This is a genomic window from Stenotrophomonas sp. YJH_SMC_17, from assembly GCF_059371655.1.
Window position 1 is genome coordinate 496855 of sequence record NZ_JCAFUU010000003.1, and the last position, 24295, is coordinate 521149.

At 67.5% G+C, this 24295-nt stretch carries 22 protein-coding genes; 10 read left to right on the plus strand and 12 right to left on the minus strand.

The window, feature by feature from the left end; all coding sequences use genetic code 11:
* Nucleotides 1-58: 58 nt before the first annotated feature.
* From AC5P8Z_RS12030 to AC5P8Z_RS12040, 3 genes are read right to left on the minus strand one after another with little or no spacing between them, the layout of a single operon-like run.
* Nucleotides 59-691: a 2-hydroxychromene-2-carboxylate isomerase gene (locus AC5P8Z_RS12030; protein ID WP_495229109.1), complete on the minus strand. Its 633-nt coding sequence runs from the start codon at nucleotides 689-691 to the stop codon at nucleotides 59-61.
* A 20-nt stretch (nucleotides 692-711) separates the two neighbouring features.
* Complete coding sequence (locus AC5P8Z_RS12035) at nucleotides 712-1974, minus strand: amidohydrolase family protein (protein ID WP_495229110.1); 1263 nt, start codon at nucleotides 1972-1974, stop codon at nucleotides 712-714.
* Nucleotides 1974-3383, minus strand: a complete 1410-nt coding sequence (locus AC5P8Z_RS12040) for an amidohydrolase (protein WP_495229111.1) — start codon at nucleotides 3381-3383, stop codon at nucleotides 1974-1976. The genes AC5P8Z_RS12035 and AC5P8Z_RS12040 overlap by 1 nt, the downstream gene beginning before the upstream one ends.
* 150 nt (nucleotides 3384-3533) lie before the next feature.
* Between AC5P8Z_RS12040 and AC5P8Z_RS12045 the strand changes: the two genes are divergently transcribed.
* A complete protein-coding gene (locus tag AC5P8Z_RS12045; RefSeq protein WP_005414446.1) occupies nucleotides 3534-4310 on the plus strand; it encodes an AMP nucleosidase in 777 nt (258 codons plus the stop codon).
* 43 nt (nucleotides 4311-4353) lie between these two features.
* Nucleotides 4354-4893: a DUF924 family protein gene (locus AC5P8Z_RS12050; RefSeq protein ID WP_495229112.1), complete on the plus strand. Its 540-nt coding sequence runs from the start codon at nucleotides 4354-4356 to the stop codon at nucleotides 4891-4893.
* Between the two features lie 109 nt (nucleotides 4894-5002).
* Here the strand turns inward: AC5P8Z_RS12050 and grxD are convergent, their stop codons facing one another.
* The gene (gene grxD, locus AC5P8Z_RS12055; protein ID WP_495229113.1) at nucleotides 5003-5929 is read right to left on the minus strand and encodes a Grx4 family monothiol glutaredoxin; all 927 of its coding nucleotides are present in this window, start codon (nucleotides 5927-5929) and stop codon (nucleotides 5003-5005) included.
* A 59-nt stretch (nucleotides 5930-5988) separates the two neighbouring features.
* Here grxD and AC5P8Z_RS12060 point away from each other — a divergent pair, with 59 nt between their 5' ends.
* Nucleotides 5989-6768, plus strand: a complete 780-nt coding sequence (locus AC5P8Z_RS12060) for a polysaccharide deacetylase family protein (RefSeq protein ID WP_495229114.1) — start codon at nucleotides 5989-5991, stop codon at nucleotides 6766-6768.
* A gap of 125 nt (nucleotides 6769-6893) precedes the next feature.
* On the opposite strand, the gene AC5P8Z_RS12065 is transcribed toward AC5P8Z_RS12060, so the two are convergent.
* From AC5P8Z_RS12065 to AC5P8Z_RS12075, 3 genes are read right to left on the minus strand one after another with little or no spacing between them, the layout of a single operon-like run.
* Nucleotides 6894-7613, minus strand: a complete 720-nt coding sequence (locus AC5P8Z_RS12065; RefSeq protein WP_286069829.1) for a class I SAM-dependent methyltransferase — start codon at nucleotides 7611-7613, stop codon at nucleotides 6894-6896.
* Between the two features lie 4 nt (nucleotides 7614-7617).
* Nucleotides 7618-8235, minus strand: a complete 618-nt coding sequence (locus tag AC5P8Z_RS12070; protein WP_495229115.1) for an SGNH/GDSL hydrolase family protein — start codon at nucleotides 8233-8235, stop codon at nucleotides 7618-7620.
* Between the two features lie 3 nt (nucleotides 8236-8238).
* On the minus strand, nucleotides 8239-9513 hold the full coding sequence (locus tag AC5P8Z_RS12075; RefSeq protein ID WP_005414441.1) for a pyridoxal phosphate-dependent aminotransferase: 1275 nt from the start codon (nucleotides 9511-9513) through the stop codon (nucleotides 8239-8241).
* 114 nt (nucleotides 9514-9627) lie between these two features.
* Here AC5P8Z_RS12075 and rsgA point away from each other — a divergent pair, with 114 nt between their 5' ends.
* Both rsgA and AC5P8Z_RS12085 read left to right on the plus strand, forming a co-directional pair.
* Nucleotides 9628-10737, plus strand: a complete 1110-nt coding sequence (rsgA, locus tag AC5P8Z_RS12080) for a ribosome small subunit-dependent GTPase A (protein WP_495229174.1) — start codon at nucleotides 9628-9630, stop codon at nucleotides 10735-10737.
* A 123-nt stretch (nucleotides 10738-10860) separates the two neighbouring features.
* Nucleotides 10861-12114 (plus strand): flavohemoglobin expression-modulating QEGLA motif protein, encoded by a 1254-nt coding sequence (locus AC5P8Z_RS12085; protein ID WP_495229116.1) that lies wholly within the window; start codon nucleotides 10861-10863, stop codon nucleotides 12112-12114.
* 527 nt (nucleotides 12115-12641) lie between these two features.
* Here AC5P8Z_RS12085 and AC5P8Z_RS12090 read toward each other — a convergent pair.
* The 5 genes from AC5P8Z_RS12090 to AC5P8Z_RS12110 form a co-directional block, all read right to left on the minus strand.
* Nucleotides 12642-14945, minus strand: coding sequence for a TonB-dependent receptor (locus tag AC5P8Z_RS12090; RefSeq protein ID WP_495229117.1), 2304 nt, complete (start codon nucleotides 14943-14945; stop codon nucleotides 12642-12644).
* Between the two features lie 137 nt (nucleotides 14946-15082).
* A complete protein-coding gene (locus AC5P8Z_RS12095; RefSeq protein WP_495229118.1) occupies nucleotides 15083-15619 on the minus strand; it encodes a hypothetical protein in 537 nt (178 codons plus the stop codon).
* Nucleotides 15620-15744: 125 nt separating this feature from the next.
* Nucleotides 15745-16485, minus strand: coding sequence for an acetoacetyl-CoA reductase (phbB, locus tag AC5P8Z_RS12100; RefSeq protein WP_295566844.1), 741 nt, complete (start codon nucleotides 16483-16485; stop codon nucleotides 15745-15747).
* Nucleotides 16486-16509: 24 nt separating this feature from the next.
* Entirely contained in the window at nucleotides 16510-17838 is a 1329-nt protein-coding gene (locus AC5P8Z_RS12105; RefSeq protein ID WP_088480529.1) for a CitMHS family transporter, read from the minus strand.
* 75 nt (nucleotides 17839-17913) lie between these two features.
* Entirely contained in the window at nucleotides 17914-19053 is a 1140-nt protein-coding gene (locus AC5P8Z_RS12110) for an OprO/OprP family phosphate-selective porin (RefSeq protein WP_286072060.1), read from the minus strand.
* A 276-nt stretch (nucleotides 19054-19329) separates the two neighbouring features.
* Here AC5P8Z_RS12110 and AC5P8Z_RS12115 point away from each other — a divergent pair, with 276 nt between their 5' ends.
* From AC5P8Z_RS12115 to AC5P8Z_RS12135, 5 genes are all read left to right on the plus strand, one after another.
* Entirely contained in the window at nucleotides 19330-20019 is a 690-nt protein-coding gene (locus tag AC5P8Z_RS12115) for a response regulator transcription factor (RefSeq protein ID WP_049435331.1), read from the plus strand.
* Entirely contained in the window at nucleotides 20012-21403 is a 1392-nt protein-coding gene (locus AC5P8Z_RS12120; protein ID WP_495229175.1) for a sensor histidine kinase N-terminal domain-containing protein, read from the plus strand. Before AC5P8Z_RS12115 ends, AC5P8Z_RS12120 begins: the two co-directional genes overlap by 8 nt.
* Entirely contained in the window at nucleotides 21400-22455 is a 1056-nt protein-coding gene (locus AC5P8Z_RS12125; RefSeq protein ID WP_495229119.1) for an ABC transporter substrate-binding protein, read from the plus strand. The genes AC5P8Z_RS12120 and AC5P8Z_RS12125 overlap by 4 nt, the downstream gene beginning before the upstream one ends.
* 81 nt (nucleotides 22456-22536) lie before the next feature.
* Nucleotides 22537-23220, plus strand: a complete 684-nt coding sequence (locus tag AC5P8Z_RS12130) for a hypothetical protein (RefSeq protein ID WP_286069818.1) — start codon at nucleotides 22537-22539, stop codon at nucleotides 23218-23220.
* Nucleotides 23189-23839, plus strand: coding sequence for a response regulator (locus AC5P8Z_RS12135; protein ID WP_008268765.1), 651 nt, complete (start codon nucleotides 23189-23191; stop codon nucleotides 23837-23839). The genes AC5P8Z_RS12130 and AC5P8Z_RS12135 overlap by 32 nt, the downstream gene beginning before the upstream one ends.
* Nucleotides 23840-24295 lie beyond the last annotated feature (456 nt).

The window sequence follows — 24295 nt, forward strand, 5'->3', positions numbered from 1 at the left end:
ATGTGAAAACTATCTCAAAACCTGGCCGGGCGCGCGAGGGAAAGGCGTCGCGCCCTGTTCAGCGATTGCGTTGCACCGCCACAGGCAGGCTGTCCAGGTGCTGCCAGGCGGGTTGCTGCAGCATGCCCGGATCGGCCAGCACCGCGGCCATCAGCGGATGTGCGTCGTTGCCCCAGAACAGTTCGTCGCCGATGGCCAAGGTGGGTACGCCGAACACGCCGGCCGCGATCGCGGTCTCCGTGTTGCGCCGCAGCTGCTCCTTCACCGCAGGCCCGGCAATGGCGGATGCGACATCCTCGATGCCCAGCCGTGCGCCGGGTTCGCGCAGGGCTTCGGCGCTGTCGCCGGCGTGGCCATCGCGCCAGATCCAGTCGAACAGCACGTCCACTGCCCGCGCGCTGGCACCCGCGGCCAGGCACAGGCGCAGCGCAGCCAGTGGATTGAACGGATGGCCGGGCGGGAAGCGCATCGGGGTGCCTTCGGCCTGCGCGGTCCATTGCAGGTGGCGGTAGGCGAAGCGACGCTTGGCCGGAATTTCCGCCGGACCCAGGTTGCCCAGGTGATGCAGCACCGCACCGAAGGCGATCGGTACGGTCTGGATCTGCGCGAACTGCGGCAGCTGCTTCAGCTTCTGCCAGTGCAGGTAGGAGTAGGGCGAGACGAAATCGAAGTACCAGCGCAGTGTTGTCATGGGTGGGTCATCCAATGCGATCAGGGCTGCGCGTTGCGCTGCAGGTAGCGGTCGCGCAGGTCGGTCTGGCGCGAGCGCATCGGCATCGCGCGGCCGTCCAGCCAGACCTGTTCGGCATAGTGCGCTACGTCCAGCGGGTCGCCTTCCCACAGCACCAGGTCGGCGCGCTTGCCCGGCTCGATGCTGCCGATCTGGTCGGCTACGCCGAAGGCCTGTGCCGGCACCCGGGTCAGCCCGGCCAGGCCGTCGGCCCAGGGCAGGCCGTTGGCCACGGCGTTGCCCGCCAGCTGGCGCATCTTGCGCGCGTTGTGGCTGGCATCACCCCGCTGCACGAAGGAAACCGCCACGCCTGCGCGTTGCAGTCGCGCCGCGTTTTCCAGGGTGGCGCCGATCTGGTCGAAACTGGCCGGCAGGTTGGCCAGCACATCGACGAACACCGGCACGTGGGCGGCGGCCAGCTCCGGCGCCACCTGCCAGGCTTCGCTGGCACCGGCGATGGCGATCTTCACCTTCTCGCGGGCGGACCAGCGCAGCAGCTGGCGGATGTCCGATGCGCGGTCCACCTCCACCACGATGCGGCCCTGGCCGGCCAGATAGCGGCTGAGCGTGCGACGCCCGGCCGGGGTCAGCAGCGCGTGCGGCGAATCCGCCGCAACCTGGCCGCGTGCTTCGTCCATCATCTGCTGCAGCAGCATCCATTGCGCGGCACGCGAATGACCGGTCAGTTCGGAAGCGGCTGCGCCGATGCGCAGGAACAGCGCGCGCGGACCAAGCGGGTCAACGCTGCCGTCCAGGCGCATCACGCCGCCCTGGCCGGCCACGAAGCCACCGCCGGTGGCCGCACCCAGTGCAGTGAAGCCGATGCCTTCCAGCCGCGTCACCGGAATCAGCACCGACGCCGGGTTGTAGGCCAGGGTGACGTCGAACTCGGGGCGCAACGGTTGTTCGCCCATCTTCAGGGTGCTGTCGACCGTGCTCGCTTCACCGGAAACCTCTTCGATGCCGATCTCGGTGATGCCACCGAACAGCGCCGGCGTCAGTGGGCGGCCTTCGGCCTCGATCACGCTGGCCCCGGCCGGCGCGGACAGGCCGGGGCCGACCGCGCGGATGATCCCGCCCTGCACCAGTACATCGGCGTTCTGCAGGCTGCCGCGCGCGCTGGCGGTATGCACCGTGGCATTGCGCACCAGCAGGTCCTGCGCCGATGCCGTGGTTGCCAGCAACAGCAATGCCACTACGGTAGCGCCGGGCCATGCCCGGCGACGCTTGTTCACCGCGCCCATCAGTGCACCTCCTGGCCGAGCTGGAAATCGGAACGCGGCGTCGCTGCCGGCGCACTGCGGTCGTACAGGCGGCGACCGTCGATGAAGACCTGCTCGGCCAGCGCATACGAACTGAAGGGATTGCCGTTCCACACCACCACATCGGCCATCTTGCCGGCCTCCAGGGTGCCCGTCTGGCCTTCGATGCCCAGCGCCTTGGCGGCGTTGGCGGTCATCCAGGTGATGGCGTGCTCGGGCGTGATCTCCGGCATGCGCGCACGGCGCGCGGAAGCCATCACCTTGGCCGCTTCCTGGTTCAGTCGCTGGATGCCCTCGGGCGAATCGGAGTGGACGATGGCACAGCTGTTCTTCGGGCGGTCGACCAGCGCGATGTTCTCCTGGATGCCGTCGAAGGCCTCCATCTTGAAGCCCCACCAGTCGGCCCAGAGTGCGCCGCAGACGCCGTCGGCAGCCAGTCTGTCGGCCAGCTTGTAGGCCTCCACGCCATGGTGGAAGGCGGCCACCTTGAATCCGAATTCCTTGGCCAGGTCGAGCATGGTGGCCATCTCGTCGGCGCGGTAGCAGTGGATGTGCACGCGGATGTCGCCTTGGATGGCGCCGGCCAGCGTGTCCAGCTTGAGATCGCGCTTGCCGCCGGCATCACCGGCGCTGTCGCCCTTGTCGCTGCCGAACCAGCCCTTGCGCTTGGCCGGCTTGGGCGTGTTCTTGGCGATGTAGTCGGCGGCATCGATGAAGGCGGCGCGGTAGCCGGCCACGTTGCCCATCCGCGTGGCCGGAGCCACGCCCTTGCCTTCGCCATAGACCCGCTTGGGGTTCTCGCCGCAGGCCATTTTCAGGCCCCACGGCGCACCGGGGAACTTCATCGCCTGGTAGGTGATGGCCGGGACGTTCTTCAGGGTCACGCCGCGACCGCCGACCAGGTTGGCCGAGCCGGGCAGCACCTGCATGCTCGTCACGCCGCCGGCCAGCGCGGTGGCGAAGCCCGGGTCCTGCGGCCACACCGAGTGCTCGGCCCAGACGTTGGCGGTGACCGGCGCGGTCATCTCGTTGCCGTCGCTGTGCGCGCCGACGCCCGGGCTGGGATAGACGCCCAGGTGCGAGTGCACGTCGATCAGGCCGGGGGTGACCCACTTGCCCTGCGCATCGATGCGGGTGACGCCGGCGTCGGCCTGCAGCCGGGGCCCCACGGCCAAGATACGGCCGTCGCGCAGCAGCACGTCGGCGTTGTCCAGGCGCTGGCCGGTGCCGGTCAGCACGGTGGCGTTCTGGATCAGCACCGGCGCATCAGGATGGGCCTGGTAGGTGCTGGGGTACGGGTCGACGACGAAGCGCGAGGCCCCCACCGCCGGCACCGTGCTCAATGAAAGCAGTGCCAGTGCCACCCCGGCGCGCAACAACGTCGATGCCATGCAGTTCCCCTTGCAGCTTGGTTCAGCCGTCGACGCTAGCCGGGCGGCGGTGGGCTTGCCAAGTGACCTTCTTCACAGGCTGGCCGACGGCGGCTCGACGGCGCCTCCCGGCTGGCCGAAAATAGCCGCCCCCGCCGTACCGGACCGCCCATGAAGAGCAAGCAGGAAATCGTCGACAACTGGCTGCCGCGCTACACCGGCGTGCCCCTGGACCAGTTCGGCCAGCACATCCTGCTGACCAACTTCGGGGGCTACCTGCACACCTTTTCCGAACTGACCGGCGCCCCCGTCATCGGCCTGGACCGGCCGATGGCCAGTGCCACCATCGATGGCATCACCATGATCAACTTCGGCATGGGCAGCCCCAATGCCGCGATCATCATGGACCTGCTGTCGGCGGTGATGCCCAAGGCGGTGCTGTTCCTGGGCAAGTGCGGTGGCCTGAAGCGCAAGAACCAGCTGGGCGACCTGGTGCTGCCGATCGCTGCGATCCGTGGCGAGGGTACCTCGGGTGACTACCTGCCGCCGGAAGTGCCGGCGCTGCCGGCGTTCGCGCTGCAGCGGGCGGTGTCGACCATGATCCGCGACCTCGGCCACGACTACTGGACGGGCACGGTCTACACCACCAACCGCCGGGTCTGGGAGCACGACGAGGCGTTCAAGGAACGGCTGCGGGCGATGCGCTGCATGGCCATCGACATGGAGACCGCCACGGTGTTCGCCGCCGGCTTTGCCAACCATATTCCCAGTGGCGCGCTGCTGCTGGTGTCGGACCAGCCGATGATCCCCGACGGGGTCAAGACCGAGGCCTCCGATGCCAAGGTCAGCTCCCAGTTCGTGGAAAACCATATCCAGATCGGTATCGAGGCGCTTAAGCTTATCCGGCGCAACGGCAAGTCGGTCCGCCACCTGCGCTTCGACGAATGATGATGATGGCCTGGCGCGGCGCGCCGGCCCTGGGGAGTAGGTGATGGACGTTGCCGCGCAAGTGGTGGAATTCTGGAAAGAAGCGGGCCCTGCGAAGTGGTTCGCCCGCGACGATGCGTTCGACGCGCAGTTCCGCCAGTTGTTTCTGGATGAGCATTTCGCTGCGGCGTCGCGCGCGCGCGAGCATTGGCTGGGCAGTGCCGAAGGGGCATTGGCGCTGATGCTGCTGCTGGACCAGTTCCCGCGCAACTGCTTCCGTGGGACCGCCCATTCCTACGCCACCGATGGCCTGGCGCGGCATTACGCCATGCGTGCGATCGAGGAAGGCCTGGACCTGCAGCTGGTCCCGAAGCTGCGCGCCTTCATCTACCTGCCATTCGAGCACTCCGAGGATCCGATGGACCAGGACCGTTCGGTGGCGATGTTCGACGTGCTGGGTGACAAGGAATACCTGCAGTACGCTGAACTGCACAGCGACATCATCCGCCGCTTCGGCCGTTTCCCGCATCGCAATGCCGTGCTCGGTCGCTTCCCGACGGCGGAAGAGCTGGATTACCTGGCCGAAGGTGGTTTCGCCGGGTAGATCCACGCCAGGCGTGGATGCAGAAAACGCCGGCGAATGCCGGCGTTTTCTGTGGTGGGGTCAGAGCCCTTTCCTGCGGAAAGGGGATCCGACCCCATGCTGCGGCCGATCAGTACTTCGGCACGCCGTTATCGACATCTTCCGACCAGGCATTGATGCCGCCGGTGACGTTGAACACCTTGGTGAAGCCCAGTGCACGGAACTGCTCGGCAGCCTGTGCGCTGCGGCCGCCGTGGTGGCACAGGAAGGCCAGTGCGGTGTCCTTCGGCAGGGCTTCCAGCTCGGCGCGGCCATTGCCGTCGAAGCTCTTGAACGGCACGCCGACGGCGGCGATGGCGCGCTCGTCGGCCGGGCGCACGTCCACCAGGGTGATGTTGCCGGCGCGCACCAGGTCATCGGCATCACGCACGCTGATTTCCTGCACCGGCTTCGGCGCGTTCGGGTTGTCGATCGCCAGGCCCTTGCCGCGGATGTCGTCCACCCAGTCGATGGTGATGCCGTTGGCGCGACGGGCGCTGGACAGGTCGAACTGCACGCGCAGGCCGTTGGACTCGGCAGCGATCGCGCCTTCGTCATGCGGGGCCAGCTGGAAGTTCGGCTGGAAGCCGGCATCGATGGTCAGCTGCAGGGCGGCACCCGGGGCGTCGGCCAGCGCGCCCTTGAGCATTTCCACGGCGGCCGGGGTGACGGTGATGCTCGGCGGGGTGCGGTCCGGTGCGGCCAGGCCCAGCACGCTGCTCAGCTCGCCGCTGGCGGCCATCTGCAGCACGATGTCGCTGCCGCCGACCAGTTCGCCGTTGATGTACAGCTGCGGGATGGTCGGCCAGTCGCCGTAGGCCTTGATGCCTTCACGGATTTCCTGGTCAGCCAGCACGTTGACGTGGGCGAACTCGACGCCCAGGTCCTGCAGGGCGCCCACGGCCTTGGCCGAGAAACCACACTGCGGCATCGACGGCTGGCCCTTCATGAACAGCACGACGCGGTTGGCGTTGAGGATGGATTCGATGCGCGAACGCAGGGCGGGATCGAGGGACATGGACGTCGGGGTTCCGGGAATTCGAATCATCAATTCTACCCCCCATGGCATCATGGGGGATGAGCAACGCAGGAACATTGCATCGCATCCCCGGCCGGCCCTGGCGCTGGTTGCCCTGGCTGGTAGCGTCGCAGCTGGCCGTGATCCTGGTCTGGGCCCTGGCCGGCTGGGCCTGGGCGGTAATGCTGATGGTGGCCAGCCATGCACTGTTCATGGTGCCGGTGTTCCTGCCCAACAGCCGTTTCTATGCGCCGGTACTGAGCCGGGTACCGGACCCCGGCAAGAGTGTCTGGCTGACGATCGATGACGGCCCCAGCGCGGAAACCCCTGCCGTGCTTGATCTGCTGGACCGCCATCAGGCGCGTGCCACCTTCTTCCTGGTGGGCGAGCGCGCGCTGGCGCAGCCTGAACTGGTGGCCGAGATCCTGCGCCGTGGCCACGATCTCGGCAATCACAGTCTCAGCCACCCGCAGGCCCGATTCTGGCGCCTGGGTCCAGCGGCGATGCGGGCGGAGATCGAAGGCTGCCAGCATGCGCTGCAGGCCCTGAGCGGGCATCCGGTGCGCTGGTACCGCTCGGTGGTGGGCATGACCAACCCGTTCGTGGCGCCGGTGTTGAAGGCGCTCGGCCTGGTGCGCGTGGGCTGGAGTGCCCGTGGCTATGACGGCGTTGGTTGCACGCCGGAGGGTGTGCTGGCGCGGCTGTTGCCTGACCTGCGCCCCGGCGCGATCGTGCTGCTGCATGAAGGCGCCGCCCACGGCCACAACCTGGTGATCATCGCGCGCGTGCTGCAGGCGCTGGACGAACGCGGGCTGAAAGCGCAGCTGCCGGTCCCGTAACGCCGGCCCTGGTGATGTAGAGCAGTCGAGCATGGGCTCGGCTCTACAAGGGAGGCGCTACTGTAACGCCCGAGCCGATGCTCGGGTGGCGGTACGCAGCACCGGAAAAACGTCGCAGCCCGGCTCTACAGCGCGGGGCGTTCGGCCACCAGCAGCCAGCTGTTGAACGGCGTACGCCCATGCAGCGGCCGGGGGGCGGTCACCTGCAATCCAGCTTCGGCAAGCGTCGTCTGCAGCACGTCCGGATCGGGGTAGTGCCGCGGCCGCGTGCGCATCCAGCCGACCAGCCAGGCCAACCGGTCGGCCACCCGCGTGGTGCGGTCGCGGCCATCGCCGGTGGCCAGTGGCGTACGCAGCAGCAGACGGCCGCCGGGGCCCACCCGCGCACTGGCCACGCGCAGCAGTGCCTGCTGTCGGCCCGCGTCCAGGTAGTGCAGCACGTCCAGCAGCAGGACATGCCCGGCCTGCGCCGGCAGTGGCGCCTGCACGTCCGCGCAGTCGAAGCGCACGTCAGGCAGCTCGACGGCGGCACGTTGCGCGCGGGTGATCTTGCCGGCATCCACGTCCACCCCGACGTAGCCCCGGGTGCCGCCGCGCTGGCGCAGCACATGGGCGAACAGGCCCAGCCCGCACCCCAGGTCCAGTACCGGCTGCGCGTCATCCGGAAGGTGTCGCAGCACGCCGTCGTAGAGTGGGTCGCTGCAGAGCTTGCTGAGGGTGTAGTAGTAATCGCGACGGTTGCCCAAGGCGTGTGCCGGGCGGAACGCCTCGGCAATCGAACGGGCCTGTAGGGCTGACAGTGGCGTGCAGGGCAGGGGCGGGCCGTTCCGTGGCGTGCCGCCCATCGACTCAGTCCGTGCCGCCAAGCAGATGCGCGGCCACCGGCAATGCCCGCGCGCTCCACAACGCGTACATCCGCGCCGAGGGATGCAGGCCGTCGTCGGCGATCATCGCCGGATCGTCGCCCTGTGCACGGCTGATATCGGTGATGTCGACGAAGGCCACGCCCTGCTGGGTGCTGATCACCTCGGCGGCGGCGTTGAACTCGTCGGTTTCGATCTCGATCGCGGCCAGGTCGCGGCCGCTGCCGGCACCGAACGGCGTCGCACCCCAGTCGGGAAACGACAGCACCAGCACACGCTCGGGGCGGCCACCGGCGAAGCCGATTGCCCGCTGCAGCAGGGCCTGGAACTGGAGACGGTACTCGTCCAGCAGACGCCCGCGGTACTGGTTGTTGACGCCGATCAGCAGGCTGACGAAATCGAACGGGCCCTGCGCTGCGGCCGCGTCGATGCCGGCATCGAGCTCGTCGGTCGTCCAGCCGGTGGTCGCAATGGTCTGCGGATCGGACAGGTCGATGCCCTGCGCACGCAGCGCCGCGGCCAGCTGGTGCGGCCAGCGGCCTTCGATCGCAACCGCTTCACCGATGGTGTACGAATCGCCGAGAGCCAGGTAGGACAATGCCACGGCTCAGGCCACCGAACGGCGCGGCTTCAGCGGCACGACCTTGGTCGCATCCTCGGCACGGCGCGCCAGCACACGGTCGATGCGGGCGAACACATCGCGCATCACCGAAGCTTCCGGCATCAGGGTCACGCGGAAATGATGGCGGTAGGGCACGTTGAAGCTCGAGCCCGGCACCACCAGCACGCCTTCGTTGTTCATCAGGTCCAGCGCGAAGTTGTGGTCGTCGAAGCCCTTCGCAGCGGCACCGACCACGGCCGGGAACGCATACAGCGCGCCGGCCGGTGCGACCAGCGACAGGTGCTCGCTGGCTTCGCAGGCTTCGATCACCGCGCGGCGGGTTTCATACAGGCGGCCGCCTGGCGTGCACAGCTCGGAGATGGTGTCCGGACCGTTCACCGCCGCCTCGATGGCGTACTGGCCCGGCACGTTGGCACACAGGCGCAGCGCGCCCAACAGGTCCAGCGCGGCGCGGAAGTCGCCCAGGCGGGCATCGTCACCGCTGAGGTGGGCCCAGCCCACGCGCCAGCCGCAGGCGCGGTGCACCTTGCTCAGGCCGCTGAAGGTCAGGCACGGGTGGTCGCCGGCCAGCGGCGCGACCGGCTGGAACACCGCGTCGTCGTACAGGATCTGGTCGTAGATCTCATCGACCAGCAGCAGCAGGTTGTGGCGGCGCGCGATTTCCACCACCCGCTCCAGCAGCTCGCGCGGATAGCTGGCGCCGCTGGGGTTGTTCGGATTGATCAGCACGATGGCGCGGGTGCGCGAAGAGACCAGCGTCTCGATCTCGCTCGGGTCCGGCTGGAAGCCGTTCTCCGGCGCGCAGCGGTAGTACACCGGCCGTCCATCGTTGAGGATGGTCGAGGCCGACCACAGCGGGTAGTCGGGCGAGGGCACCAGCACTTCGTCGCCCGGGTTGAGCAGCGCGCGCAGCGACAGGTCGATCAGCTCGCTGACGCCGTTGCCGAGGAAGACACGGTCAGGGTGCGCATCGGGCGCGCCACGACGGGCGTAGTAGCTGGCGATGGCTTCGCGCGCCACCGGCAGGCCCTGCTGGTGGGTGTACGGGTCGGTGCGGCCCATGTCGTCGGCGATCGCGCGCTGCAGGTGCTCGGGCGCGCGGAAACCGAAAGCGCCCGGGTTGCCGATGTTGAGCTTGATCAGCTTGCGACCCTGCGCCTCCAGCTCCCGGGCTCGCCGCGCCAGTTCTCCGCGGATTTCGTAGCGCACTTCGGAAAGGCGCTCGCGGATGGCCAGGGGCTTGGGCGAGTTGGTGGACATGGGCGCTGGGCCGTCAAAAGGCATGGGACTTCCATCCTACCGGAATTGCTGCACTGCATGGCAAGGGCGCAGGGCTTGCCGTTGTTGGGCTGGCAGGGCATCGGCACAGGTAGAATGGTGGCGATGACCCAGACCCCCGATTTCACCGCCCTGCAGACCATCGGCTGGCCCTGGCCTGGCCCGGCGCAGCAGGCCGACTGGCAGGCCGCGATGGCCGCGCACCCGCAGGCCCGCCCGGCGCGGGTGATCGAACAGCACCGCACCCACTACGTGGTGGCCGATGGCCCGGACGCCTCGATCAAGGCCGAGTCGCTGCCCGAATGGCAGCGCCCGCGTTTCCCCAGCCATGAACGGCCGGCGGTGGGCGACTGGGTGCTGCTCGACGGCATCCGCATCGTCGCCCTGCTGCCGCGGCGTACCGCGATCAAGCGCGGTGCGGCCGGCGAGCATTACCACCAGCAGGTGATCGCGGCCAACATCGATACGGTGTTCATCGTCTGTGGCCTGGACGCCGACTTCAATCCGCGCCGCATCGAGCGCTACCTGCTGCTGGTTGGCGGTGGCGGCGCGGAACCGGTGGTGGTGCTGACCAAGGCCGACCAGACCGAATACAGCGAGGACGCACTGGCGGTGCTGGAAGAGCTGGAGATGCAGGGCATTGCCCTGCATGCGATCAACGGCCTGGATGCCGACAGCGTTGCCGTGCTGCAACCGTGGCTGGGGCCGGGCCGCACGGTGGTGCTGGTGGGTTCGTCGGGTGCTGGCAAATCCACGCTGACCAACACCCTGCTCGGCGAGCAGCGCATGAAGACCAACGCGGTGCGCACCAACGATTCGCGCGGCCGCCACACCACTACCCATCGCGCGCTGATGCCGCTGCCGACGGGTGCCTGCCTGATCGACACCCCCGGCATGCGCGAGCTGAAGCCGACCGGTGAAGAAACGCTGTCCGAAGGTGGCTTCGCCGATATCGAAGCGCTGGCCGCACAGTGCCGCTTCAACGACTGCAAGCACCAGCAGGAACCGGGCTGTGCGGTACGTGCCGCGATCGAGGCTGGCGAGATCGAAGAGAGCCGCCTGCTGAACTACTTCAAGCTGAAGGAAGAAGTGGCCGCCGCCGCGGCCAAGCTGGCCGTGCGCCAGGCCGAGACCGCGCAGGAGCGTGGTGGCAGGAAGGGCAAGGGCCAGCAGTTCCGTCCGGCCGGAAAGCCGCGCCGGCGCTGACAGTGCGGCCGAGCGTGGGCTCGGCTCTACAAGGGTTGCATCCCGGGACACCTTGTAGCGCCCGAGCCAATGCTCGGGCGGCGGCGCACTGCGCCGGATACGGCAGGGCGCTATAGTCCGCCCATGGAACCGACCGCAACGCTGGATCGTGATGTGGCCCACCATGCAGCGCTCGACGCGCGCCTGGTCGAGGCCGTCGGGGGCATCCGCCTGCTCGGCCTGACCAGCTGGCCGGCCACGCTGCAGGCACCTTTCCTGGAAAGTGTGGCACGTGGGCAACCGGTGCTGCCGAAGGTGGACTACCCGCGACTGGATTTCAGCGAAGAGCGCCGCGCGCTGGCCGCGATTGCCGCCGACTGCGATGACACGCATCCGCTGGGCCACTACGTGCGGCAGTCGGCGCAGAGCTGGGATCTGGCCGCGCAGCTGCTGGAAGGTCTGGGAACCGCGGCGGTCGATACCTGTTCAGTACAGCTGTTCGGCGCGCCCGAGCAGCCGCTGCCGGGCAACGGCCCGAGCACGCGCGAAGCCGCGCGTCACTTCATCCAGATTGCTGCCGAACTCGATCACGAACTGCTGGCGCCGGAAGAGCAGGTGCCGGTCTCGGCCATTGCCCTGCAGCTGCAGCTGCAGAACGACCTCGATGCGTTCTTCGAATCGCGCATCATCCAGGTGCAGCTGGATCCGGAGCTGGTGTCCAAGGCCGCTGCCGGCCCGACCCGCATCCGCCTGCGCACCAGTGCGCGCTTCAGCGCCTACGACCGCGCGCAGCTGTTCCACCATGAAGCACTGGTGCATTCGCTGACCGCATTGAACGGTCGGGAACAGCCGGTGCTGCCCAGCCTGGCATTGTCGTCGCCGCGAGTGACCGCTACCCAGGAAGGGTTGGCGACGTTTGCCGAGCAGATCACCGGCAGCATCGACATCGAGCGCCTGAAGCGCATCAGCCTGCGCACCGAAGCGATCGCGATGGCCCGCGAAGGCGCCGACTTCATCGAGGTGTTCCACTACTTCTGCGATGCCGGGCAGAACGCCGAGGAGAGCTTCGCTTCGGCGCAGCGCGTGTTCCGTGGGGTACCGCCGAGTGGCGGCCTGGCCTTTACCAAAGACACGGTGTATCTGCGCGGCCTGGTGTCCGTGCACACTTTCTTCCGCCACATGCTGGCCGAGGACCGCCTGCAGGTCTGCCGCTGGTTGTTCGCCGGCAAGATGAGCCTGGCCGATGCGATCGCGTTCGCGCCGCTGTTCGAAGCGGCTGTGCTGAAGCCGCCGCGCTGGCTGCCGCACTGGGTGAGCCGGGCGAACGGCCTGGCCGGGATGCTGGCGTTCTCGCTGTTCGCCAACCGGATACGGATGGACCAGCTGGCGCCGGAATGAAAGGCGTTGGCGGGATGATGCGCTGGCGCCTCGATTGATATCGCTGGGCGGCGGTGGCGCACCCTGGCCAGGACACGCCGTAAACCCCGCTTCGCGGTCCGGCCCAGCCGCTGGCGGCTGGGCGTTCGGGCGCTTGCGAAGCAGTGCTTCGCAAGCAAAGCGCCCTCACCCATGGGGGCTCGATCGGCGCATCCATGCGCCTCACGGTCCTGGCCAGGGTGTCCCACCGCCGCCAGACAGATTCCCGCGCGGGCGGCAGCACATCACCGCACCGAAGGGATTGCGCTTGAAAATCTTGAAAAGCAAAGAGCCGGGCAATGCCCGGCCCTTTGCTTTTGCTCTTCTTTGTCCTCCGCACCGTGGCGCGGGAAACCGTCGAGCAGGGTCGGATGGGCCGGCGCAGGACCGTTGGCGCCATGGATGGCGCCATCGAGCCCCCATGGATGGGTTTACGGCGTGTCCTGCGCCGGCCCATCCGGCCCTGCCCCGCAGCGGTAATCAAGACGCCGCGGGGCAACGCTTTCGATTTAGAACTCCGCCGCCACCGTCATGAACAACTGCCGCGGCGCGCTCGCATGGATCGCATACCGCGTGCCCTTCGGATCGGTCGGCGCGAACGAACTCAGCTGGCCCGCATAGCGCTTGTTGGTCAGGTTGGTCGCGTTCAACGACACCCGCACGTTGCGCAGGCCCAGGCCCGGGCCGAAGTCGTAGCCCGCGCCGGCGTCGAAGGTGGTCACGCCCGGCACCGACTGGTCGTTGGTGTAGGTGTAGTAGCGCTTGCCGGTGTACTTGGCACGCAGGCTGGCGAAGAAGCCGTCGCGGTTCCAGCTGATCTCGCTGGAGGCCATGCGCTGCGGCGTATCCACCGTGATCTTGCCGGCTACCGGCACGATCGCGCCGCCCGAGGTGTAGTCATCCTCGTAGGTGGTCTTGTTCCAGGACAGCGCGTTGTACCACTGCAGGCCGTCGATCGGCTTGAGGATGAAGGTCAGCTCCGCACCGTGGCTCTTCACCGAACCGACGTTGATGAAGCGCGTCACGCACTCCGGACGCGTACCGACTTCGATGCTCGAGCACGGGTTCAGCGACAGCAGGCGATTGTCGAACTTCACGTTGTAGGCGGCGATCGAGGCCTGGTACTTCTCACCGAAGGTGCGGAAGCCGGCTTCCAGGCTCTTGGACTTCTCCGGCTCCAGGCCGGCGCTGGCCGCAAACGATTCCGGCGACACCTGCAGCGGGCCACCGCTGCCACCACCGACGAACGCGGCGATGTTCTCGGCGTACGAGGCGAACAGCTCGTTGTTGGCGTTGAGCTTGAAGCCCAGACCCACCTGCGGCAGCACCGATTCCTTGGCGGTCAGCGTGCCCGAGGCGATGCTGGTTTCCACGCCAGGCTTGGCGGTGGCGCGCATGCGGGTGTTCGGGCTCTTGATGCCGACATCCACGGTCAGGCGCTGGTCCAGGAAGCGCATGCGGTCCTGCACGTAGAACTGGCGCGTGCGGATGTCGAAGTCCTGGTTGAACAGCAGGCGGTCCGGGTTCTTCAGGTACAGGTCGTCCAGGAACGGGCCGCTGATGTAGTAGAAGTTGCGGGAGACGTTATGGTCGTTCTGCTCGTACCACAGCCCGGCCTCCAGCTCGTGGATGCCCACCGTCCACGACAGCGCGGCGGTCAGGCCATCGCGGTTGATCGTGTAGTTGGTGCTGCGGATCGAGATCGGCAGCATTTTGTCGGTGCCCGGGTAGGACGGCTGGCCCGGGGCCCACCAGTGGCCCTGGCCACGGTTGTCATGGTGGTAGGCCAGCAGCTTCAGGCGGCCCTGCTCGCCGAGGCGCAGATCGGCATCGACCGAGTACAGGTTGTCGTCGCGCAGCGCACGGCTCTGGTAGTAGGCATCGTCGATGCTGTTGACGCCGCCGCTGAACTTGCAGCGTGCCTTGTTGTAGGTGCCCGGTGCGCAGTACGCGGCAGCGACGGCGCGGTCCCAGTCCGGTGCATAGATGTTCCAGTCGTAGCCCAGCCCGCGTGCCAGCATGTCCTTGGACAGGTAGGCGTAGTTGGCCTGGCTGGCGCGCGAGGTGGCCACGAACGCACCGAAGCGGTGGTCGCCGACATTCCACACCGCCTTGGCATTGAACTGGCGCGTGGTCTGGTTCTGGTACGGCGCGGCCCACATGTCCTGGTCCTGGTGCACGCCGGAGACATAGGCCGAGAAGCCGTTGATGTCGCCGGTATCCACGCGCAGGTAGCCGCGACGCTGGTTGTTGTCACCCACGGTGACGCTGGCCCGTCCACCGAATTCGGTGGACGGGTCCATCGAGAAGTACTGGATGGTGCCGCCCAGGTTGCTGGTCGACGCCACGCCCAGCGAGCCGATGCCCTGCGACAGTTCGGCGCCGGCCAGGTTCTCGGCGATGATCGCGCGGGCGATGCTCAGGCCGTTGTAGTTGCCGTAGCTGTTGTCACCCAGCGGAATGCCATCGAGCGTATAGCCCAGGCGGCTCTTGTCGAAGCCGCGCAGGCTGATGGTCTGCGATTCCTCGTTGGCGCCGAAGGCATCGTTGGACTGCACCGACACGCCCGGCAGGCGATCGAGGATCTTCTGGCCGCTGGTGCCCGGCGGCAGAACCTGCTTGTCGACGGCGGTGATGCGCTGCACCTGGCGGGTCTCGCCCTGGCCGATCACGGAGACGGTATCCAGCGTCTGCGCGCTCAGCGCGGTGTCGGTGCTGGCGTTGGCGCCGGTGTCGGCCACGGTGGCGGCATGTGCGCTGGCGGCGGCGGAGAGCGCGATCGCCACGGCGATCGTCAGGTGTCGGGTCTGCATGGTGGTCCGTTGCATTGGGGGTGGTCACCGGCACGCGTGCGCGGTGCATGGCCACTATGCGAACGGAACATGAAACCTTCTTTACGAAAAACCAACGAACGATGCAGGGGCGTGATGCGTGTTCCGCAACATCACTGTCACGGAGCAGACGCCTCCGCCGGCCTGAGAACCACCTGCGAGACACAGCGGTGATCCACGCCGGGGAACAGGTAGCTGATCCAGCGGTCGGGCTTGGCGTAGCTCAGCGTCAATGCCTGTTCCGGTGCATGGCCGCTGGGAGGCAGCACCCGGTCAGCAAGGCCGAGGCGCTGATTGATCTGCCGGCGGGTCACGCAGGCACCGCCGATGTCCAGGCGCACGGACTGCACGCGTTGATGGTCCGGGTGCAGCGTCACCACGCCGGCCGTGACCCGCAGCGGCGGTGAAAGCGGCATCGAAGGCAATGTCAGGTGCGGCGGCGCCGCGCGCGTTTCGATGGCCGCCGCTGGCGCAGGAATGACCGAATGCAGGTCGGCGAGCCGTGGTGTGCGCGGCCATGGCGCCGCCCAGCGCCGGCTCAGTTCCACCAGCCGGTCGGCCTGCATCTCATCAGCCATGGTCATCGCAGCCGGTGTAGCCGCCACGCACAGCGCGGGCAACAGCATCATCGCGATGGTCCACCCCCAGCGCTGCATGCGCGCACTCCCGGTGCCTGGCTCGTCGCCGGTATAGCACGGGCGCAGTACAGGCAGAAAAAAGGGGCCGGATCCCCCTCGCATGCGAAGGTTCTCCGGCCCCGGCGCACTCCGTGGGGGAGGGCTTAGCCCATGTACAGGCCACCATTGACGGCGTAGTCGGCACCGGTCACATACGAGGCTTCATCCGACGCCAGCCAGGCGCACAGGCCGGCCACTTCCTCGGGGCGGCCCAGGCGACGCACCGGCACCGACGCCGCCAGCCGGTCCAGCACATCCGGCGGGAAGCTGCTGATCGCCTGGCTGGCGATGTAGCCCGGCGACAGCGTGTTGACGGTAACGCCGCGCGACGCAACTTCGGCAGCCAGTGCACGGCTGAAACCGTGCATCGCGGCCTTGGCGGTGGCGTAGTTCACCTGGCCGATCTGGCCCTTGTGGGCGCTGACAGAACCGATGTTGATGATGCGGCCCCAGCCACGCGTGGCCATGCCGTCAACCACCTGCTTGGTCAGGTTGAACAGCGCATTGAGGTTGGAGGCGATCACCGCATTCCAGTCCTCCACGTTCATCTGCCGGAACAGCAGATCACGGCTTCCACCGGAATTGTTGACCAGCACGTCCACCTCGCCGACTTCTGCACGCACCTTGGCGAACGCGGCACTGGTCGAGGCCCAGTCAGTCGCGTTGCCCTCCGAGGCAATGAAATCGAAGCCCTGTTCGCGCTGCTCGCGCAGCCAGTTGGCCTTGCGCGGTGAGTTCGGCGCGCAGCCGGCAACCACGGTGTGGCCGCTGCGGGCCAGGCTCTGGCAGATGGCAGTGCCGACACTGCCCATTCCACTGGTGACGTAAGCGATTCGAAGCGTCATTGCAGAAGGCTCCTTGGCAAAGGGTCAGGCGGCGAGGGGATACAGGCCGAACAGCAGGCTGCCGATCATCAGCAGCATCGAGATGGCGATGGCCCACTTCAGGGTGAACTTCTGGTGGTCGGCGAATTCGACCTTGGCCAGGCCCACCAGCAGGTAGGTGGACGGCACCAGCGGGCTGAGCAGGTGCACCGGCTGGCCGGCCAGCGAGGCGCGCGCCATTTCCACCGGGGTGATGCCGTAGTTGCCGGCGGCCTCGGACAGGATCGGCAGCACGCCGAAGTAGAAGGCATCGTTGGACATGAAGAAGGTGAACGGCATCGACGCCACAGCGGTGATCACCGCCAGGTACGGTCCCCACGATTCCGGGATCACGGCCAGGAAGCTGTGGGACATCGCTTCGACCATGCCGGTGTTGTTGAGGATGCCGGTGAAGATGCCCGCAGCGAAGATCAGCGACACCACCGACAGCACGTTGCCGGCGTGGTTGACCACGCGGCGGCGCTGTTCGGCCAGGTTAGGGTAGTTGATCACCAGCGCGATGGCGAAGCCGACCATGAACAGCACCGGCATCGGCAGCACGCCGATGATCAGCGCAGTCATCAGCGCTACGGTCAGGGCCAGGTTCACCCACAGCAGCTTCGGCCGCTTGATGTCTTCGGCGTCCTCCACCGACGGCAGCGCGTTGTTGTCATCGGACACGCTGTTGTCCATCCAGCTGCCACCCTGCGGCAGGGTTACCACGCCCAGGCGGCGGCGTTCCTTCAGGCCCAGGTACCAGGCCAGCAGCAGCACGCCGGCACAGGCGATCACCATCGAAGGGATCAGCGGCACGAACACATCGGCCGGGTCCACGTGCAGCGCGGTGGCCGCGCGTGCGGTCGGGCCGCCCCACGGGGTCAGGTTCATCACGCCGCCGGCCAGGATGGTCACGCAGGTCATGTTCAGCGCGTTCATGCCGAGGCGCTGGTACAGCGGCAGCATCGCCGAGACGGTGATCATGTAGGTGGTCGAGCCATCACCATCGAGCGAGATCAGCATCGCCAGCACCGCGGTGCCGAGTACGATCTTCATCGGATCGCCCTTGACGAAGCGCAGGATCACCCGCACCAGCGGATCGAACAGGCCGGCATCGATCATCACGCCGAAGTAGAGGATGGCGAACATCAGCATCACGCCGGTGGGCGCGATCTTCTTGATGCCCTCCAGCATCATCTCGTCGATGCCGGCGCCGAACCCGCCGATCAGCGCGAACAGGATGGGGATGGTGATCAGGGCGACGAGCGGCGACAGGCGCTTGCTCATGATCAAGTACATGAACGTAATGACCATGCCAAAGCCGAGGATGCTCAGCATCATCTGCGGACTCCTTGCGAAAACAGGACGTGGGTGAGTGGAAGGGGCCCGGGCGGCATGCCCGGGAATCCGGGCTTAGAAGTCGTACTGCAGGCGGCCGGTGACCGCGCGCGTGCGATCCACCGTCACCCCGGCCAGGCGGTCGCGGTTGCGGCTTTCGATCAGGTTGAGCATGAAGCGCAGGTTGTCGCGCAGGTACCAGTTGCCACCCAGCGTCCACGCTTCGGTGCTGCCGCGACGCAGGTCCGGTGCGCCATCGAGATGCTGCGCGCCCCACATCTGGTCATAGCGCAGCGCCACTTCGAAGGCGCCGGCCTTGTGGCGGATGTCCTTCACCCGCGCGAAGCGGCCGGTCTTGCGGTCGTAGGCGCGGCTTTCGCCGGTGACGAACCAGCTGACCATGCCGTAGGCGGCCATCACGTCGCCACGCTGCGCGCCGTCATCGAAGGTGGCGCCGCTGAACTCGCCCTGCCACGAGAGCGGGCCGCGCACCTGCGCGTACTCCAGCGACCACTTGTTGACGTCGGTATCGCGGCCGGTGGAGAAGTCGACCAGGGTCAGGCGGCTGTTGTCGGACAGGTGGCCGGCCGGGCGCGGGCGGATCTTCAGGCCCGGAACGCCGTTAGCGCCGGGGTTGTCATAGGCCTCGCGGGCCAGCGACAGGCCCAGGTGCAGCACGTCACCGTCGGCGGGCGAGGGCGCCCAGGTAACGCGACCACCGGCGGCGCGGCCCTTCACCTGCCAGGCATCGATGCTTTCCAGGCTGTAGATGCTGGCCGCCCAGGTGAAGTCACCCGGATTGGCCTGCCACGACGCGCCCAGGCGGTACAGCGGTGCCAGCGTGGTGCCGGCGTTGCCGCGCTCCAGGAAGCTGCCGTAGTTGGAGCTGGTGCGGTCATCCAGCGAGAAATACTGCTTGAACTGGCCGACGGTGAGTTTGCCGGCCTTGCCGAAGCTGCGCGCCAGGTATACATCCTTGGCCTCGACGCGGTCGCCGGAGAAATCGGCCTCCAGCTTGTAGTCGACTACGAAGAACTTGCCGGACACGTCAACCCACGCGCGGCGGATTTCGGTGTCGTCCTTGTTCGGGGCGCCGCGGTTGTCGTTGTCGAAGGTGGCGAAGTCCAGGTGCAGGCGGCCACCCAGGGTGGCGGTGACCGGACGATCGTCTTCGGCAGCGAAGGCCGGCGCCGACAGGGCCGCCAGCGCCATCATGGCGGCAGGACGCCGCCAGGCAAACGTGAATTCCACAAACCCTCCCAGGTGCGCGCCAGGCGCGCGGCAATCGTGGGCACCGGACGGTGCGCGGCCGCAGTCTGGGTCGCCGTAGCTGTCATCGTCCTGTCAGCGGTTTGTGCGGTGCAGCGTAAAAGGCCGCCGGGCACGCCCCGGCGCTACCCATGTGGTGTATCCCGGGAGCGCCGGTCCATGACCGGCGGGCGGACCCGGCGCCATGCGGTAGCATTCGCTTCCCCTCCCACCGTCGTGCCCATGCGCCTGCTGCTGGTCGAAGACAACCCGGATCTGGCCGATGCGATCATCCGTCGCATGCGTCGCAGTGGGCATGCCGTGGACTGGCAGGCCGATGGCCTGGCCGCCGCCAGCGTGCTGCGCTACCAGAGCTTCGACCTGGTGGTGCTGGACATCGGCCTGCCCAAGCTCGACGGCCTGCGCGTGCTGGCCGGCATGCGCGAGCGCGGCGACAGTACGCCGGTGCTGATGCTGACCGCGCGCGATGGCATCGAAGACCGCGTGCAGGCACTGGACGTCGGTGCAGATGACTACCTGGGCAAGCCGTTCGATTTCCGTGAATTCGAAGCGCGCTGCCGCGTGCTGCTGCGGCGCGCGCGTGGCCAGGCCAGCGAAGTGGTGCAGATCGGCGGCTTCCAGTTCGACAACGCAGCGCACCGGGTCACGCTCGACGGCGAGCCGATCGAGCTGCCCAACCGCGAATATCGGCTGCTGGAGATCCTGGTCGGCCGGCTGGGCCAGGTGGTGGGCAAGGACGAGATCGGCAACGGCCTGTTCGGCTTCGATGACGAGGCTGGGCCGAATGCCATCGAGCTGTATGTTGGTCGCCTGAGAAAGAAACTGGCCGGCGCACCGCTGCGCATCACTACCGTGCGCGGCGTCGGCTACCTGCTGGAAGCCAGTGATGGCAGCGCCGACGCCGATGGCTGACGTACGCGCTGCGAACGCGGCACCGGGCTCGCTGCGCCGCACGCTGCTGCTCTACCTCGGTGCATTGCTGGCAGTGTTCGCGGTGGCACTGCTGTTCGCCGCGCGCGACTATGGCCAGCGCGCGGCGAACCGTTCCTACGATCACCTGCTGGTGTCTTCGGCGCTGTCCATCGCCGATTCGGTGGCGCTGGTCGACGGCCAGTGGCAGGTCGATCTGCCCTACGCCGCGCTGGATCTGCTGGCGATGGCCCCGGAAGACCGCGTGTTCTATCGCGTGGCCGACAGCCGCGGCAACCTGATCACCGGCTATGGCGAGCTGCCGGCACCGCCGCGTCGCCCCGGCACGCAGCCGCAACTGTTCGATGCCACCTACAGCGGCGAGACCGTGCGCTTCGTGGTGGTCGGCCGCAGCTTCGCCGCGGCGTCGGCGCAGGGCGAAGTGCAGGTGCAGGTGGGCCAGACCCGACGCGCGCGCGAAGCGGTCGCGCAGGACATGGTCAATCGCGCACTGCTGGCGATCGGCGTGCTGTCCGGCCTGCTGCTGGCGCTGGTGGCCTTTGGCGTGCACCGCGCGTTCCGCCCACTGGTGCGGGTGGAACGCGAGCTGTCGCGCCGCGAACCGTCCGACCTGAAGCCCCTCGACGCGCGCGTGCCGCGCGAGATGGACCAGATGGTGGCAGCGTTGAACCGCTTCATGGAGCGCCTGTCCAGCAGCAACGAGACACTGCGCGCGTTCATGGCCGAGGCCGCGCACCAGATGCGCACGCCGTTGGCGGCGCTGCGTGCGCAGGCACAGCTGGCGCTCGATGATGACGATCCGGACGACATGCGCCGCAGCCTGCAGGCGATCGAGCGCAATGCCACCCATATGAGCCGCCTGCTCAACCAGCTGCTCAGCGATGCCAGTGTGATCCACCGTTCGCACCTGCAGCGTTTTGCCGCGGTGGACCTGGCCGATACCGTGCACCAGGCGTTGCATGAAGCCTTGCCGCAGGCCGGACCGGCGCCGCGCGTGCAACTGGCGATGACCGCCGAGCCGGTGCAGGTGCATGGCGACGCGCTGCTGCTGCGCGAGGCGATCAAGAACCTGGTCGACAACGCACTGAAGTACGGCGGCGACGGTCCGTTGCAGATCGCGTTGACCGTCGACGGCGGACAAGCGGTGCTGACCATCGCCGACCACGGTGCGGGGATCGCGGCCGCCGATGCCGAGCGCGTCTTCGAACGCTTCGCACGTGGCGACGGAGCACCGTCTGGAGGCGCGGGGCTGGGCCTAGCCATCGTCAAGCGCGTGGTCGACAGCCACGGCGGCCGTATCGATCTGAGCAATCGCCCGCAGGGGGGGCTGATCGCCACCATCCGCCTGCCCCGGAGTACGCCATGATCCGCCTGTTCGTCGCTGCCGTTGCCCTGCTGCTGGCCCTGCCGGTATTGGCCGCGCCCGGCGACGTGCGCCGTTTTCCTGCGAAGGGGGCCGCGACGGCGCAGCTGCGCATCCACGGCACCACCGATATCGAAGTGTTCGCGGTGGTGATCGCCGATTACCAGCGCCTGCATCCCGGCACCGAAGTGGTGTACGAGGACATCATCACCCAGGACCTGTACGCGCGTTACCTGCATGACCGCGCCGGGCCGGCGTCGCCGGACCTGCTGATCTCCAGTGGCATGGACCTGCAGACCAAGCTGGTCAACGATGGCCACGCCCTGCCGCATCGCTCGGCGCAGACCGCTGCGCTGCCGGGCTGGGCGCAGTGGCGCAACGAGGCGTTCGGCATCAGCTACGAGCCGGTGGTGATGGTCTACAACACCCGCGCGATGGCCGCGGCGAAGGTGCCGCACACGCGCCGCCAGCTGCTTGACCGCCTGCGTGCCGAAGGCGCGCCACTGCGCGGCAGGGTCGGCACCTATGACATCGAGCGCAGCAGCGTCGGCTACCTGCTGGCGACCCAGGATGCACAGCGCGGCAGCATCGCCGGCGCGTTGCTGGGCGCACTCGGCGACAACGAAGTGGTGCGCGAGGAACGCACCGGCGTGCTGCTGGACCAGGTTGCCAGCGGCCAGCTGTCACTGGTCTACAACGTGCTCGGCTCCTACGCGCAGGCGCGTGTCGATGCCGGCGCGCCGCTGGCCATCGTCGAGCCCGAGGACTATACGCTGGTGGTACTGCGCACCGCAGTGATCCCGCGTACCGGCCCACACCCGGAAGAAGCCCGGCGCTTCCTCGATTACCTGCTGTCGCCGCGCGGCCAGCAGGTACTGTCGCGCGAAGCGCGGCTGATGCCGATCGTGACCGGCAACGCGCGCGGCGACGATGCCCCCGGCCGCAGCCGCCGCCCGATCCAGCTCGGCCCGGGCCTGCTGGTGTACCTGGATGCGCTCAAGCGCCGCCAGTTCCTGGACGCCTGGCGCAGCAGCGTGGAGCCGGCCGGGCGCTGACCTATCGCTTCATGAATGGAGCTGTCGGCCGATATCCATGATCCTTCCCTTTGAAGCGGAACGAGGATGGATGCAAGCAGGTTGGCCACGATTGCCATCGAGTCCGGCAGAAGGTTCGATGTCCTTCTACGCTGGGCAGCGCTTCATCGTTGGCGGCGTCTGTGCATTGTTTTCGCGTTCGCATCGCTGCTGGTATCCGGCTACTGCGTGATTCTTCTGGTGTCATTCCACCAATCGACTCAGGAAGGGGCTGAAGGGGTAGAGCGGTATGAGCGAGCCTTGCAGGAGGATCTTGTAAAGGCGGGTATGGAATCTGCAGAACAGTGTTCCATCGCACGTCAGTCAGGATCGACAGATGCTGAAGTTCACTGCCCAGCTGCAGAACGTCTATACGCGGAGGCGCGTCTGGGGATACTCGAAGAACGTCGCCAGGAAGTACTGGCTGCGAAGGCTTACTCGGCAATGGTGCTGGACTATCTGCAGCAGTTGCGGCGGATCGAGATGGCGTGGGACAGGGATCACATTTCAGGGGTTCATGGGAAGTGGATGAAAGCCTTGGTAAGTCCTCTCGGTGTGGCTCTGGCAATGGCAGTGCAGCTGCTGCTCTATGTCGCTGTGGTTGTCCGCATTGAGCAGTTGGCGCATACCGCGAGCATGGCCATCTCTCGTCCTCCGGAAACTGATCAGCCGGTGGAGGACGACTTGGTGGTGGGAGACGTGCCAAACTTGCCTCATGAGCGAATACACCATCCTGATCGCCGATGACCACCCGCTGCTGCGTTCGGCGGTGGTGCAGTCCTTGCGGCAGAGCCTGCCGCTGGCGCAGGTGCGCGAGGTCGCCAGCGCCGAGGCATTGGCCGAAGCACTCGACGCGCACCCGGATGTGGACCTGGTGCTGCTCGACCTGACCATGCCCGGCGCACACGGTTTTTCCGCGCTGCTGCACGTGCGCGGCTCGCATCCGGACATTCCGGTGGTGATCCTCTCGTCCAACGATCATCCACGGGTGATCCGCCGCGCCCAGCAGTTCGGCGCCGCTGGCTTCATCCCGAAGTCGGCCCCCGCCGAGACCATCGGCGAGGCGGTGCAGGCGGTACTTGATGGTGGCCTGTGGTTCCCGGCGATGGCCGCCGAACGTTCCGAGGCTGATGCGTTGCTGGCCAGCCGCCTGGCGCAGCTGACGCCGCAGCAGTTCCGGGTGCTGCTGTGCCTGGCCGATGGCCTGCTCAACAAGCAGATCGCCTACACGCTGGGGTTGGCCGAGAACACGGTGAAGGTGCATGTCACCGCGATCCTGAAGAAGCTCGAATGCCACAGCCGCACACAGGCGGCGGTGCTGGTGAAGGCGCTGGAGCCGGAAGGCGACGCCGGCGCCGGGCTGTAGTTTCCAGCCAACGGCGCAGCCCCTTGTGGGTGGTGAGTCGATACAGTCGACTGTTAGTCGACTTGCGCCGTGCGTGGCCATGCCTGGCCGGTCGGGTTGGGTGCGCGGGGGACGCAGCGCTGACAGATTTCGGTGGCCCGTCACCCGCGGATAAGAAAAAGAAAATCAAAAGCAAAAGCAGCCTGGCAGGCCGCCTTTTGTAGAGCCGAGCCCACGCTCGGCTGCTTTGCGGCCGATCCGCGAAGCCGAGCATGGGCTCGGCTCTACACGAGCAAGCGCAGCGCGCGACCCGCTTTTGATCTTATTTTCTTCTTCGTGGGTGCAGGCCACCGAAATCTGTCGGAGGCCGGTCGGGTTGGGTGCGCGGGGGTGTCAGCCGCATGGATGCGGCTGCCAAGCCTCCAGGGACGGATTCACGGCGCCCCCCGCGCACCCAGCCCGACCGGTCCACCCACG

Bases quoted from the DNA above. Each gene is read 5' to 3' on its own strand.
- AC5P8Z_RS12030 (WP_495229109.1), bottom strand. From the start codon at position 691: ATGACAACACTGCGCTGGTACTTCGATTTCGTCTCGCCCTACTCCTAC.
- AC5P8Z_RS12035 (WP_495229110.1), bottom strand. From the start codon at position 1,974: ATGGGCGCGGTGAACAAGCGTCGCCGGGCATGGCCCGGCGCTACCGTA.
- AC5P8Z_RS12040 (WP_495229111.1), bottom strand. From the start codon at position 3,383: ATGGCATCGACGTTGTTGCGCGCCGGGGTGGCACTGGCACTGCTTTCA.
- AC5P8Z_RS12045 (WP_005414446.1), top strand. From the start codon at position 3,534: ATGAAGAGCAAGCAGGAAATCGTCGACAACTGGCTGCCGCGCTACACC.
- AC5P8Z_RS12050 (WP_495229112.1), top strand. From the start codon at position 4,354: ATGGACGTTGCCGCGCAAGTGGTGGAATTCTGGAAAGAAGCGGGCCCT.
- grxD (WP_495229113.1), bottom strand. From the start codon at position 5,929: ATGTCCCTCGATCCCGCCCTGCGTTCGCGCATCGAATCCATCCTCAAC.
- AC5P8Z_RS12060 (WP_495229114.1), top strand. From the start codon at position 5,989: ATGAGCAACGCAGGAACATTGCATCGCATCCCCGGCCGGCCCTGGCGC.
- AC5P8Z_RS12065 (WP_286069829.1), bottom strand. From the start codon at position 7,613: ATGGGCGGCACGCCACGGAACGGCCCGCCCCTGCCCTGCACGCCACTG.
- AC5P8Z_RS12075 (WP_005414441.1), bottom strand. From the start codon at position 9,513: ATGTCCACCAACTCGCCCAAGCCCCTGGCCATCCGCGAGCGCCTTTCC.
- rsgA (WP_495229174.1), top strand. From the start codon at position 9,628: ATGGTGGCGATGACCCAGACCCCCGATTTCACCGCCCTGCAGACCATC.
- AC5P8Z_RS12085 (WP_495229116.1), top strand. From the start codon at position 10,861: ATGGAACCGACCGCAACGCTGGATCGTGATGTGGCCCACCATGCAGCG.
- AC5P8Z_RS12090 (WP_495229117.1), bottom strand. From the start codon at position 14,945: ATGCAGACCCGACACCTGACGATCGCCGTGGCGATCGCGCTCTCCGCC.
- AC5P8Z_RS12095 (WP_495229118.1), bottom strand. From the start codon at position 15,619: ATGCAGCGCTGGGGGTGGACCATCGCGATGATGCTGTTGCCCGCGCTG.
- phbB (WP_295566844.1), bottom strand. From the start codon at position 16,485: ATGACGCTTCGAATCGCTTACGTCACCAGTGGAATGGGCAGTGTCGGC.
- AC5P8Z_RS12105 (WP_088480529.1), bottom strand. From the start codon at position 17,838: ATGCTGAGCATCCTCGGCTTTGGCATGGTCATTACGTTCATGTACTTG.
- AC5P8Z_RS12110 (WP_286072060.1), bottom strand. From the start codon at position 19,053: ATGATGGCGCTGGCGGCCCTGTCGGCGCCGGCCTTCGCTGCCGAAGAC.
- AC5P8Z_RS12115 (WP_049435331.1), top strand. From the start codon at position 19,330: ATGCGCCTGCTGCTGGTCGAAGACAACCCGGATCTGGCCGATGCGATC.
- AC5P8Z_RS12120 (WP_495229175.1), top strand. From the start codon at position 20,012: ATGGCTGACGTACGCGCTGCGAACGCGGCACCGGGCTCGCTGCGCCGC.
- AC5P8Z_RS12125 (WP_495229119.1), top strand. From the start codon at position 21,400: ATGATCCGCCTGTTCGTCGCTGCCGTTGCCCTGCTGCTGGCCCTGCCG.
- AC5P8Z_RS12135 (WP_008268765.1), top strand. From the start codon at position 23,189: ATGAGCGAATACACCATCCTGATCGCCGATGACCACCCGCTGCTGCGT.